Source organism: Brevundimonas sp., from assembly GCF_047617075.1.
In the GTDB taxonomy this organism is placed as follows: Bacteria; Pseudomonadota; Alphaproteobacteria; order Caulobacterales; family Caulobacteraceae; genus Brevundimonas.
On the sequence record NZ_JBLGCI010000022.1, the window covers coordinates 1 to 13,314 of the forward strand.

Consider the following 13,314-nt stretch of genomic DNA (forward strand, 5'->3'; position numbering starts at 1 on the left):
CGAGAGGTTCAGGGGCGGTGGGGGCGCGCGGCGCTTCCGGGGCGGGCGGCGGCTCGGGCGGCGCCTGCAGCTCCAGTGCGGCGACCGGGGCGGCGACGGCGGCCAGCAGGGCCAAGGCGCCGAGGGCGACCAACGGACGGCGGCGTGAGGGGACGGATGTCATGATGCAGGCGATCCTTCTTTTCAGGGCGTGGGGGCGGGCGGCCATGGCCAGGGCGCCCGAAGGCGTGGGGTGGGACGCCAGGCCGATCAGGGCATTGGCGTATTCGGCGCGGTCCATGCGGCCCGCGGCGATGGCGTCGGCGGCTTCCTCGGAGCGGGCGGCCAAATCGGCGTGCAGGCGCCAGACCAGCGGATTGAACCAGAACAGGGCCAGGGCCAGTCGCGACAGGATCAGAAAGACCCAGTCGCCGCGCCGCAGGTGGGCCATCTCGTGGGCGATCACGGCGGGGGCCGCGTGGGGCGTCTTGAGGCTGCCCTTGTCGATCAGGACGACGCCGGGACGGACGCCCCAGCTGAGGGGCCCCGGCGCATCCCGGCTGGCCAGCAGGCGGGGCTGGGGGTGATGGGGCGCCAGCGCGGCCAGCCAGCGGGGGCAGCGCACCGGCGCCGCGTCCTGGGTCCAGCGGCGCAGCGTCCAGACTCCGGCCGCGAAGCGGGCCGCGATGAGCACGGCGCCCACGGTCCAGATGCAGGCGAGAATGACGGCGGCGTCCGGCATGGGCAGGGCGCCGGATACGGCGACCCCCTCCAGCGGCTGGACCTGTCCGCTCCACATCGGCGGGGCGGCGGGCGCGGGTGCGGGCGCGGCGGGCAGAACCGCCAGGCGAAGCACGGGTCCCACGGCCATCAGGACCGGGAGCGCCAGCAGCATCAGCACCACGCCACGCAGGATGTCGACGCGCTCCACCGGACGGCGGGTGGCGAAGCGGGCAAGCAGCAGACCGGCCGCGGCGACCAGGCTGGACTTGGCCAGAAGGGCGATGAGAACGTCCAGGGTCATGACGCCTCTCCCTTTGTCCTGTCGATCAGACGGCGCAGGGCGTCGGCCTCGTCCGGCGTCAGGCGGTCGCTCATGCCGAGCAGGGCCGTGGCCGCGCTGGCGGCCGATCCGGCGAAGAAGGTGTCCACCATGCGCTTCAGGGCGCCGGCGGCCAGGGCGTCCGGGCGCGGCGCCGGGCGATAGACGAAACCATTCTGGCCCCGTTCGCGCCGAACCAGGTCCTTGGCCTCCAGTCGGGATAGCAGGGTGCGCACGGCGGAATCGCTCAGCGGATCGGACAGGGTGGCGCGGACATCGGCCGCCGTGGCGGCCTCCAGCCGACAAAGGGTTTCGAAAACCTCGCGCTCGCGCCGGGGCAGGGACTCGATCACAACCCGTCTCCTCTACAAATGTAGCGTTACACTTGTAGCGAATTGGGGCGACTTCGGGGCCTGGAGATGAAAAGGCCGACAGACTTCGAAAACGCGCCGACCCTCGCGGCCTTGTGGTCAGCGGTCGCGCCGATATCCCGCCGGGTGGATCCCGTGCTTCGCCAGCTTGTCGTAGAGCGTCTTGCGCGGCGTGCCCAGGACACGCGCGGCGTCACGCACGTCGCCGCCCCTGGCCCGCAGGGTTTCGCGGATCACTTCCCCTTCATAGGCGCGCACTCGATCCGCCAGCGAACGCTCCTCCGCCCCGGAAGCCCGGTGGTCATCAGACCAGCCCATGGCCACCTGCTGGGCGAAGTTGGACAGTTCGCGCAGATTGCCGGGCCAGTCATGCTCCAGCAGACGGCGACGCATGGCCTGATCCAGCGGCGGCGCCTCGCGACCCAGCCGGTCACAGGCCCGCTCCAGGAACCTGGCGAACAGGAAGGGGGCGTCCTCGCGCCGCTCCCGCAGCGGCGGCACGCGCAGCCGCACCACGTTCAGGCGGTAGAACAAGTCCTCGCGCAGCGCGCCGCCTGAAACCGCCTGATCCAGATCGGCCTTGGTGGACGCCAGGATTCGCAGGTCCAGGGCGCGCGGCTCCACCGCCCCCATGGGCAAAATCTCCCGCTCCTCCAGCACCCGCAGCAGCATGACCTGCACTGAGGGCGGCGCCAGATCCACCTCGTCCAGGAACAGGCTGCCCCGATCCGACTGTTCGATCTGTCCCGCCCGCCTGCGCACCGCCCCCGGAAACGCCCCGGCCTCGTGGCCCATCAGCTGGCTCTCGGCGCCGGCCTCGTTCAGGGCGCCGCAGGTCACGGCCACGAAGGGCTGGGCGCGGCCCCGGCCCCCGGCGTGAATGGCGCGGGCCACCGCTTCCTTGCCGCTGCCGGTTTCGCCCTCGATCAGAACGTCCAGCCGCGCCTCGGCCAGTTGTGAAATGGCCTGGCGCAGCACCTCGGCGGCGCGGCTCTCGCCCGTCAGGGGCAGGGGCCAGTCGCTTTCCGGCGCGCGGGCGGCCAGGCGGCGATTGTCCAGAACCAGCGCCCGCTTCTCCAGCGCCCGGCGCAGTGAATGCATAAGCCTTTCGGGCTCGAACGGCTTGGGCAGGAAATCGTAGGCGCCGCGCTTCATGGCGTCGACGGCCTCCGCGATGTCGCCGTGGCCGGTCATCATGATCACCGGCAGATCCGGATCGACGGCGCGCAGGCGGTCGGTCAGCTGGCGTCCGTCCATGCCGGGCATGCGCAGGTCCGTGACCACCACGCCGGGGAAATCCGCATCCAGCTTCTTCAGGGCGGCGTCGGCCGAGCGATAGGCCGCCACCGACAGTCCCTCCAGCTCAAGCTGTTCGGCGACTGCGTCGCGAAAGGCCTGGTCGTCCTCGATCAGGGCGACGGTGTTCAAGGTCAGCGGGATCATGATGCAAGCACCAGGGTGATGCGGAAGCGGGCGCCCTGCGATGTGTCCTCGTGCGCCAGTTCCCCGCCGAAGCCGGCGACGATGTCCCGGCTGATGACCAGGCCGAGGCCGACCCCTTCACGCTTGCTGGTGGTGAACGGCGTGAACAGCTGCCGCTTCACCGCCTCGGGCACGCCGGTGCCGTTGTCGTGGACGACCAGGCTGACGCGCGCTCCACTCCTCTCGGCGATCAGCCGGATCAGCGGCGACGGAACGCCGTCCAGGGCGTCCATGGCGTTCTGGAGCAGGTTCAGGATCACCTGTTCCAGCCGGTTGCGCTCGGCCATGACCATCAGCGTGGCGTCGTCGCCGGTCCGCTCCAGCCGGATGCGGCTCTCACGCATGCGGGGGCCGGCCAGCAGCAGGGCGCCGTCGATGGCGGCCTTGACGCTGACCGCCTCGGCCCCGGACGTGGTCTTGCGCGAAAAGGCCCGCAGTTCGTCGGTGATCCCCCCCACGCGACGGGTCAGGTCGGCGATGGAGGACAGGGTCTTCTTCACCGCGCCGGGCTCGCCGCGGTCCAGCCGTCGCTCGGCGTTGCTCACATGGGTGCGGATAGCGGCTACGGGCTGGTTGATCTCATGGGCCACGCTGGCGGCGATCTGGCCCAGAATGGCCAGCTTGTTGGCCTGGATCAGGTCGTCCTGAAGCGCCTGTCGGCTCTTTTCCAGACGCTGGCGCTCGTCCATCTCGCGGTTCAGCTGGGCGTTGGCCTCGCGCAATTCCGCCGTGGCCTGGGTCACCCGTCGTTCCAGCTCGCGTCGCTGGCTTTCCTGTTCCACGGCGCGCGCCTTCGTCCGCTGACGTCGTCGCAGCACCACCCCCGCGATCCCGGCCAGCAGCGCGACGCTGAGCAGCGCCAGAACCCGCGCCTCGGTCATGCGCCGGGCGATGGCCTGTCCCGCCGGCGCCAGCAGATGAACCGTCCAGTCGGTCTCGGGCATGGCGCGCACGGCGTGGGCGTAAAGGTCCGGTTCGGCCCCGGCCTCCACCCGGACCATGCCGGGCGCCCGGGCGTCGAACGGCATGTCGGCAAGGGACGCCGCCCCGGCCGTCTGTTCAGTGGCCAGGGTTTCACGGCGTGCGGGCGTCAGGGGCAGGGTGGTGTGAAAGCGCCAGTCCTCCACCGTGGTCAGGATGACGATGCCGTCCTGGTCGGTGACATAGGTGGGTTCGCCCGAGGCGCGCCAGTCGGCCTCAAGGGCGTCGAACTCCACCTTGACCACGATGACGCCCAAAGGCCGCCCGGCCTCGTCATCGATGCGGGATGACAGATAGAGGCCGGGCCGGCCGCTGACTGTGCCCAGGGCGAAGAAGTCCGCCTGCCCGTTCTGCATGGCTCCCGAATAGTAGGGCCGGAATCCGTAGTCGGAACCGACGAAGCTGGTGGACTCGCGCCAGTTGCTGGCGGCCAGGGTCATGCCCTGGGCATCGATGGCGTAGATCACCGCCGCCCGGGTCTGGCGGGCCAGGCCCTCCAGCTTGGCGTTCATCATGGTCACCCGTTCGGGCGTGGGTGCGGACAACAGCTCGCGCAGGTCCGGGTCCTGGGTCAGGATCAGGGGCGAGGACCGGTGCTTCTCCAATTCGCTGCGCAGGACCGAGGCGTGCAGCGCCGCCGTGTTGGCCGCCTGGGCCTGGGCCTGGGCCTGGGCGTCACGGCGGGTGGCTTCTCCGGCCAGGCCGACGGCGGCCAGCGCAGCCACGGCGGCGGCCAGGCCGAACGCCTTCCACTGGGTCGATTCTCTGGCGAACAGGCGTCGCAGGTCCATGGGCGAAGGATGCGGATTTCCGCACATTTCGCCAGCTTGTTTGTGCGGATTTTCAGAATGTTCCGAGGCCAGATTCGGATTGTTCCAGCATTTTATTCGTCAAAACAGTTGATTGTCCGGATTCAGGTTTTTCCGTGGCTGCGCTCGTTTCCCTGCGGATACTTCGATCACAGGCGCCGCATCAGATGGCGCAGTTCATCGACCGGGCGCGGACTTTGCGCCCAAGGGAGGTCAAGCGTGATCCAGGCTGCACCCGCAGACTCCGCGCCGCGCGCGCGCCGTCCGTTCTACTACAGCCTCTATTTCCAGGTGCTGACCGCCATCGTGCTGGGCGCGGTGATCGGTCATATCTGGCCGACCTTCGGCGAGAGCCTGAAGCCGCTGGGTGACGCCTTCATCAAGCTGGTGAAGATGATCATCGCCCCGGTGATCTTCCTGACCATCGTCACCGGCATTGCGGGCATGCGCGACATCGGCCGGGTGGGCCGGGTGGCGGCCAAGGCGTTCGGCTATTTCCTGTTCTTCTCGACCCTGGCCCTGATCGTCGGGCTGATCATCGCCAATGTGGTCCAGCCGGGCCGGGGTCTGAACATCGACCCGGCGACCCTGGACGGCGGCGCGGTGGCGCAATACGCCGAGGCCGCCCACGACAGCTCCATCACCGGCTTTCTGATGGACATCATTCCGTCGACCATGGTCAGCGCCTTCGCCGACGGCAACATCCTGCAGGTGCTGTTCGTGGCCATCCTGTTCGGTATCGCCCTGGCCATCGTCGGCGAGCACGGCGCCCCGGTTATGAAGGTGCTGGAGGCGCTGAGCAGCGTCATGTTCCGGCTGGTGGCCATCCTGATGAAGGCCGCGCCCATCGGCGCCTTCGGGGCCTTCGCCTTCACCATCGGCGCATACGGCATCGCCTCCATCGCCAATCTGGCCGCTCTGATCGCCACCTTCTATCTGACGTCGCTGATCTTCGTGCTGGGCGTCCTCGGCGTGGTCGCCTGGCTGAACGGCTTCTCGATCTTCAAGCTGATCCGCTACCTGAAGGAAGAGCTGCTTCTGGTGCTCGGCACCTCCTCGTCCGAGGCCGCCCTGCCCAGCCTGATGCAGAAGATGGAGCGCGCCGGCGCTGCCAAGTCGGTGGTCGGCCTGGTGGTGCCCACCGGCTATTCGTTCAATCTGGACGGCACCAACATCTACATGACCATGGCGGCCCTGTTCATCGCCCAGGCGGTGAACATCGACCTCAGCCTGCAGGACCAGATCCTGCTGCTGCTGGTGGCCATGCTCAGCTCCAAGGGAGCGGCCGGGATCACCGGCGCGGGCTTCATCACCCTGGCCGCCACCCTGTCGGTGGTGCCCACCGTGCCGGTGGCCGGCATGGCGCTGATCCTGGGCATCGACCGCTTCATGAGCGAGTGCCGGGCCCTGACCAACTTCATCGGCAATGCGGTGGCCACGGTGGTTGTCGCCCGCTGGGAGGGCGAGCTGGATCGCGACGCTCTGGACGCCGCCATGCGCGGCGAGCCGCTGCCCCTGGCCGCCCCGCCTGATCCGGCCGCCGGACCAGGTGACCCCGAAAAGCTGGCGGCCGACTGACGAACCGAACAAGAAAAAAACTTAGGGAGGAACAACACCATGAGAACGCATCATCGCACCCAGCTGCTGTCGGGGGCGGCGGGCCTGGCCCTGCTGATCGGCGGCGCCGCCAACGCCCAGACCGCCGGGCAGCCCGAGGACGAAGCCGTCACCGAGGTCGAGGAAATCATCGTCGTCGGTTCGCAGATCCGCGGCGCCTCCACCACCGACGCCCTGCCGGTGGTCGTGTTCGACGAAGAGACCATCCTGGCCACCGGCGCCACCTCCGGCGACGACCTGTTCCGCTCGATCCCACAGATGGGCGACGTGCTGTTCGAGGCCGCCAACAATCCGCAGACGTCCAACTCCGCGCGCGGCGACGTGAACTCGGTGAACCTGCGCTCGCTGGGCGTGGGCAACACCCTGGTGCTGCTGAACGGCCGCCGCCTGGTCCAGCACCCCACCAGCCAGGGCACATCGGACACCGGCACGGTGCCGGTGCTCAGCTACAATTCCAACGCCATTCCCGTGGCCGGGCTGTCGCGTCTTGAGGTGCTGCTGGACGGCGCCGCGGCCATCTACGGCGCCGACGCCGTGGCGGGCGTGGTGAACACCGTCATGAAGGATAATTTCGACGGCCTGACGCTTCAGACCCAGTACGGCGGCGCCGAGGGCACCGGCTTCACCGAGCTGGAGTTCAACGTCTTCGCCGGCCGCGATCTGGACCGGGGCAACATCTCGCTGTTCGCCAGCTACACGGACCGCTCCAAGCTGTGGGCCGACGAGCAGGACTTCACCCGCAGCGACGACATGCGGCCGTTCTTCTCGCAGTACGAAGGCTTCGAGACCACCACCGTTCCGGACGGCCGCTCGTCCCACACGCCGTGGGGCCGTTTCGAACTGCCGGGCAGCACCGCGGCCACCCGGCCCAGCTATTTTGGCACGCCTATCGCTGCCACGTCCGGCACCTTCCGCATCGAGCCTCTGAGCTACGGCTGCGCGGGCGCCGACATCGGCGGCGGCCTGTGCCTGGAATCCGGCGTCACCTCGTACAACTCGCTGAACCGCGAGATGCGTTACGACACCCGCGTGGACACCACGGTCCGGTCGTCCATCGAGCGGCTGAACCTGTTCGCGTCTGGCCACTACGACCTCTCCGACAATGTGGAGTTCTTCGGCGAGGTGGGCTTCTACGCCGCCGAGAGCCATGCGGTGCAGCCGCCGGTGATCAATCTGAACGATCTGTGGATCCCGGCCAGCAACTACTGGAACCCCTTCGGCCCAGTCACCTTCGCTGACGGCACGGCCAACCCCAATCGCCTGCCGGGCCTGACCAATGTGCCGGTGGAGGGCCTGCCGGTTTACATGGGCAATCACCGCTTCGTGGACGCCGGCTTCCAGGACGTGATCGTCGAGAACTACCAGACCCGCGTTCTGGGCGGTCTGCGCGGCGAGTGGGCCGGGTTCGACTGGGAGACGGCGCTGCTCTGGTCCGGCGCCCGCGCCACCGACAGCTCGCCAAACGTCAATTCCACGGCGCTGCAGCAGTCCCTGGCCCTGTCCAATCCCGACGCCTACAACCCGTTCAGCGGCGGCTGCATCGATAACCCCAGCTATGGCGACTGCACGCCGTCATCGCCCGCCGCCATCGAGGCCATCGTGTTCCAGATGGAGCGCGAGTCCGAGACGACCCTGACCCTGGTCGATTTCAAGATGAGCCGGAACGATCTGTTCCAGCTGCCGGGCGGTCCGGTCGGCGTGGCCTTCGGCGCCGAGTTCCGGCACGAGACCCAGAGCGACGACCGCGACGAAAATCTGGACGGAACCATCACCTTCACCGACATGGTGACGGGAGAGACCAACCTGTCCAATGTCGCCGCCGTCAGCCCGAACCCGGACACCGAGGGCGAGCGCGACGTGTTCGGCGCCTTCGTGGAGTTCGCCATTCCGGTGGTGTCCCCGGACATGAATATCCCGCTGGTGCGCAGTCTTGACGTGCAGCTGGCCGGCCGGTTCGAGGAGTATTCGGACTTCGGCTCAGTGGCCAAGCCCAAGATCGCCATGGCCTGGGACATCGTGGACGGCCTGCGCCTGCGCGCGTCCTATTCCGAGGGCTTCCGCGCTCCGAACCTGGAACAGGTCAACGCCACCCAGTATGCGCGCCTCGCCGGCGGCGATGACTACATCCGCTGTGAGGCCGACCTGCGCACCGGCGAGATCGATGACTTCAACGAGTGCGGCCGCAGGGCCAGCGCCTCGCTGCTGATCGCGGGCAATCCGGATCTTGAGCCCGAGGAAAGCACCAACCAGTCCGTGGGCCTGGTGTTCCAGCCGACGTTCACGCCTCTGGCCTGGGGCGATTTCACCTTCACCGTGGATCACTGGCGCATCGAGCAGGAGAAGATCGTCGGCCTGCTGGGCGCCCAGACGGCTTTGGCGCTGGATTATCTGCGGCGTCTGGAGGGCAGCTCAAACCCCAACGTCATTCGCGACGATCCCAATGCCGACGACATCGCCAACTTCGACGGCACGGGCCTTGATCCGGTGGGCGACGTGATCGCCATCAACGATCAGTTCGTCAACCTGCTGCCCCAGACGGTCGAGGGCATCGACTTCGGCGTGGACTGGAGCAATCGCACCCAGTGGGGCCGGTTCAACTTCAGCCTGAACGCCACCAAGATGCTGGAATACTCCCGCGAACCGGGGCCCATCGTCGATGAACTGGTCGCCGCGCGCGAGGCCGGGATCATCAATCCCCTGACCACCCTGCCGATCTCGAGCCAGCTGGTCGCCGTGGACGGCCGCCCTGAATGGCGGGTCATGTCCAACGTCAACTGGAGCGGCGGCCCGTGGCGCGTCGGCTTGACGGCCCACTACATCAGCGAGGTGGAACAGCCCGACCTGCTCAGCTCGGACGCCGAGCCCTGGGTCGTGGACGAGCAGCTGACCTTCAACCTGTATGGCCAGTACGAGTTCGGCGACATGGGTCTGGCCTCGGGCGCGCAGGTTCGTCTGGGCGTGCGGGACCTGTTCGACGAGGGCCCGCCCCTGGCCGAAGGCGGCTATCTGGGCAGCCTGCACCGCCCTTACGGCCGTTACTGGTACGCCAGCGTCTCCAAGACGTTCTGAGCCTGATAGAGCCTGTTTCACGGCATCGGTGGACTCGCAAGCGAATCCACCTCACCCGATCAGGCTCAGGTAAGGGATCGACGCCGGGTTTCTCCTCCCCGCTCGGCGTCGATCCCGCCCATCGCCTCTGATCGGAGCCCGCCATGATCGCTCTCGCCCTCGCCGGCATGATGCTGACGGCCCAGCCCACGCCGTCCGCGCCGCAGCCCATCGCCTGTCCTGACAGCGTTGGCGCAGACGTCCGCTGCCTGTCCGGCCGCGACGAGAACGGCGCCTGGTATGTGGCGGCGATCCCCGGCGACTGGAACCACACCCTCGTGGTCCACGCACACGGCGGCCCGCGCACGAGCGCGCCGGAGCGGGATGACCCGCTGGGCGATCTGGACCGCTTCTCCATGATGGTGCGGGCGGGCTACGCCTGGATTGGCTCCACCTACCGGCGTGGCGGTTACGGCGTGCGCATGGCGGCCGAGGACGTGGACAACAGCCGCCGCATCTTCTGGGACCAGATCGAGCGGCCCGACCGCACCGTGCTGCACGGCCAGTCCTGGGGCGGCAATGTCGCGGCCAAGGCGTCGGAGCTCTATGCGCTCAGCCCGGAAGGCGAGACGCAGTTCGACGGGGTCCTTCTGACCAACGGGGTGCTGGGGGGCGGCACGCGCGCCTATGAATTCCGCGCCGACCTGCGCGCCGTCTATCAGTTCTATTGCCGCAACCATCCGGGGCCGCAGGATACGGCCTATCCGGTCTGGGCCGGGCTGGCGCCGGGGTCCGACCTGACCCGCGCCGGACTGCGCGAACGCATCAACGCCTGCACCGGCGTCGATCTGGACCCGAACGAGCGAAGCGCCGAACAGCAGGCCCGGCTGGACGACATCACCGCGGTCATCGGCATCACGCCGAACACCCTGGTCAGCCACATGAACTGGTCCACCTTCCTGTTTCAGGATCTGGTCCAGAACCGCCTGAACGGCGCCAACCCCTTCGACAACAGCCAGACCATCTATCGCGGCTCCAGCGACGACCAAGCGCTGAACGCGGGCGTGGAGCGGTTCCGCGCCGATCCCGACGCCGTGGCGCGACTAGCCTATGATTCAGACCTGTCCGGCCTGATCGCCGTGCCCACCCTGACCGTTCACGCCCTGCATGACCCCACCGTGTCGTTCGACCACGAGGCGCTGTACGCCCAGACCGTAGCCGAGGCGGGCCGCGGGCACCTGCTGGTCCAGACCGCCACCGACGAGGATCAGCACAGCCTGCTGTCCGCGCCCCAGTATGTGGCGCTGCTGCGGGCGCTGGAGCACTGGATCGAAACCGGCGACCGGCCGGGCGACTCTGACGTCCAGGAGCGCTGCGTCGATGTGGCGGAAACCGCCGCCGCCTGCCGTTTCATCACGCCCTGAAGGCTGCCGATCATCCCGGCCCTGACCCACGTCTCAACCTGCGAAGAAAATTGGGTTCATTTTCCACGTGAAAGGCGGTGTCGCGCCAGTTGCAGACATTCGCAGTTGGCCAAGGCGAGGGCCTTTGGCGGCTTACCCGACTGATGGCCACGGCCTGAGGAGCGCGGCCTCAGTCCATCGTGATTTCTCCCTCGAGGTCGGCCCGGGAATCGCCGCCGATCCAGACGTCGAGTGTCCTTGCATCCATGATCCAGGTTCGGTCGGCCGCGCTCCAGTACCGCAGTTCGCGCTCGCCCAACGTGAAGGTCACCCGGCGGCTTTCGCCGGGATTGAGCGTGATCCGTTCGAAGCCCTTCAACTCACGCACAGGACGCGTGGCCCGGCCGCTGCGCTGGTGGACGTAAAGTTGCACCACCTCGTCGCCCGCGCGATCGCCTGTGTTGGTCACGACGGCGGAAACCTGGACCTGGCCGTCGGCCGTGGGGGCGGACACGGACAAGTCGGAATAGGCGAAGGTCGTGTAGCTGAGACCGTGCCCGAAAACATAGAACGGCGTTGAGGGCTCGTCCCAGTACCGACGGCCCTGATCGTCCGGACTCTTCGTCAGATTGTGATTGTAGTAGATGGGCACCTGACCGACGTTTCGGGGCCATGTCATGGGCAGGCGTCCGGCCGGATTGACGTCCCCGAACAGCGCGCCCGCCACGGCCGCACCGCCGCGGGTGCCCGGATGCCAGGCGGACAGCACAGCCGGAACCGACTCGGTCAGCTCCGCGATGTCCAGAGGTCGACCGTTGACCAGTACGGCGACCACCGGCTTGCCGAGAGCAGCGACTTCACGAATGAGGCGAAGCTGATCTCCGGGCAGATCCAGGGTGGCGCGGGATGCTCCTTCTCCGCTCATGGACTGGTTCTCGCCCACCACCAGGATGACCAGGTCGGCCTCCCGCGCCAGATCGAGGGCGCGATCGAATTCCGCGCGGGCCTCATCCGGCGACCACGCCGGCGGAGAAGGACGCAACATCTCGAACATGGACGGGACCCCCCGGCGCAGTTGCACCCCCGGAGCGGTCGTCACGGCTGCGGCGCCTTCCAGCCGATCGCGCACGCCGTCGAAAATCGTCACGGTCTCATCCTCGTCCTCAACGAAGACCCAGTTGCCCACGGTGTCGACCGGCGAATCCGCCATCGGGCCTATGACGGCCACCCGCGCATGGGCGGCCGGATCGAGCGGCAACGCGCCGTCCTCGTTCTGGAGCAGCACCAGGGACTGTTCGGCCGCGCGCTGTGCGACCTCGCGGTGCGCGGGCGTCGACATCACGTCCTGCGCCCGCGCTTCATCGACATAGGGATTTTCGAACAATCCCATACGGATCTTGGCCACCAGAACCCGGCGCGCGGCCTGGTCGATGACGCGCTCCTCGATCCGCCCCTCTCTGACCGCCTGGACCAGGGTGGCGAAAGCGTTCTCGCCCGTCGCCATCTCCATGTCGTTGCCGGCGGCAACCGCCCGCACGGCGGCGTCGGCGGTGTCGTGCGCGAACCCTTGCGTCACCAGGCTGTTTACGCCGTTGGCGTCGGATACGACGAACCCTTCAAAGCCCAGTTCGCCCCTGAGGACGTCATTCAGCAGCCAGTTGTTCGCCGCCGCGGGCACGTCGTTGTATTCCTGATAGGCGCTCATGATGTTGCCGGCTCCCGCCTCCACCGCCGCCGCGAAGGGCGGCAGGTACAGGTTGTAGAATTCGGTGTCCGAAACGTAGGTGCTGTCGTAGTCACGCCCGCCTTCGGAAGCGCCATAAGCGGCGAAGTGCTTGGGTCCCGAGATCAGCCCGCCCGGGGCGCCGATGTATTCGCCTTGGAATCCGCGAACGTGAGCGGCGGCCAACCTCGAGGCGAGATACGGATCCTCTCCCGGCCCTTCGACGATACGCCCCCAGCGCGGGTCGCGCGTAACGTCCAGCATCGGGGCAAATGTCATGTGAATGCCGGAGGCGCGCGCCTCGCGTGCGGCCACGGCCTGCGCGTCCTCGACCAGATCAGGATTCCAGGATGCGGCCAAACCGATGGGTACCGGAAAGATGGTACGGAATCCGTGAATGACGTCAAAGGCGAACAGAAGCGGAATGCCCAGTCGGCTCTCTTCGACCGCGACCCTTTGCAGGCGATTGATCACGCTTGGGTCGGTGACGAACAATCCTGACCCCAGGCGCCCCTCGCGGATCATCTGCTCGAACGAAGCGGGATCTCCGAACATGAACTGCTGGCTGATCTGGCCGACTTTCTCCTCAAGGGTCATCTGCGCGAGCAACGCGTCAGCCCGCGCCTCGGCGACCGACTGGGTGACGCCGGCGGAAGCGGAAGCTTCAGTCGGCGCCCGGGAATATGCTGACGACGCTGCGGTGGCGCCCAACAGGGCCGTCAACGCCGCGGCTGCGGCAGTAAGCATCAGGGGTTTCATCTTGGCTTATCCTCGACAAGTCCGAGCGGGCGGAGGTGCTGAAAAAATGGCCGGCGCAGGGTCGCCGCGCCGGCCAGTCTGCTCAGGGCGGGCCAGATCT

Annotated in this window: 8 protein-coding genes; 3 read left to right on the forward strand and 5 right to left on the reverse strand. The window is 67.9% G+C overall.

Translation table 11 applies throughout. The features are described 5' to 3' along the window. From ACI8U3_RS14810 to ACI8U3_RS14825, 4 genes are all read right to left on the reverse strand, one after another. On the reverse strand, nucleotides 1-1,003 hold a 1,003-nt coding region (locus ACI8U3_RS14810; protein WP_415015639.1), incomplete at its 3' end, for a M56 family metallopeptidase. Beyond that, entirely contained in the window at nucleotides 1,000-1,374 is a 375-nt protein-coding gene (locus tag ACI8U3_RS14815) for a BlaI/MecI/CopY family transcriptional regulator (RefSeq protein ID WP_415015640.1), read from the reverse strand. The genes ACI8U3_RS14810 and ACI8U3_RS14815, both read right to left, overlap by 4 nt. Before the next feature lie 117 nt (nucleotides 1,375-1,491). Continuing rightward, entirely contained in the window at nucleotides 1,492-2,835 is a 1,344-nt protein-coding gene (locus ACI8U3_RS14820; protein ID WP_415015641.1) for a sigma-54-dependent transcriptional regulator, read from the reverse strand. Then, a complete protein-coding gene (locus ACI8U3_RS14825) occupies nucleotides 2,832-4,646 on the reverse strand; it encodes a sensor histidine kinase (RefSeq protein ID WP_415015642.1) in 1,815 nt (604 codons plus the stop codon). Before ACI8U3_RS14825 ends, ACI8U3_RS14820 begins: the two co-directional genes overlap by 4 nt. Before the next feature lie 237 nt (nucleotides 4,647-4,883). On the opposite strand from ACI8U3_RS14825, the gene ACI8U3_RS14830 reads away from it, so the two are divergent. The 3 genes from ACI8U3_RS14830 (at nucleotide 4,884) to ACI8U3_RS14840 (ending at nucleotide 10,753) form a co-directional block, all read left to right on the forward strand. Next, the gene (locus tag ACI8U3_RS14830; protein ID WP_415015643.1) at nucleotides 4,884-6,242 is read left to right on the forward strand and encodes a dicarboxylate/amino acid:cation symporter; all 1,359 of its coding nucleotides are present in this window, start codon (nucleotides 4,884-4,886) and stop codon (nucleotides 6,240-6,242) included. Between the two features lie 39 nt (nucleotides 6,243-6,281). Further along, nucleotides 6,282-9,350, forward strand: a complete 3,069-nt coding sequence (locus tag ACI8U3_RS14835; protein WP_415015644.1) for a TonB-dependent receptor plug domain-containing protein — start codon at nucleotides 6,282-6,284, stop codon at nucleotides 9,348-9,350. 143 nt (nucleotides 9,351-9,493) lie between these two features. Continuing rightward, the gene (locus ACI8U3_RS14840; protein WP_415015645.1) at nucleotides 9,494-10,753 is read left to right on the forward strand and encodes an alpha/beta hydrolase family protein; all 1,260 of its coding nucleotides are present in this window, start codon (nucleotides 9,494-9,496) and stop codon (nucleotides 10,751-10,753) included. A 169-nt stretch (nucleotides 10,754-10,922) separates the two neighbouring features. Here ACI8U3_RS14840 and bglX read toward each other — a convergent pair whose 3' ends face one another. After that, nucleotides 10,923-13,214: a beta-glucosidase BglX gene (gene bglX / locus ACI8U3_RS14845; protein ID WP_415015646.1), complete on the reverse strand. Its 2,292-nt coding sequence runs from the start codon at nucleotides 13,212-13,214 to the stop codon at nucleotides 10,923-10,925. Nucleotides 13,215-13,314 lie beyond the last annotated feature (100 nt).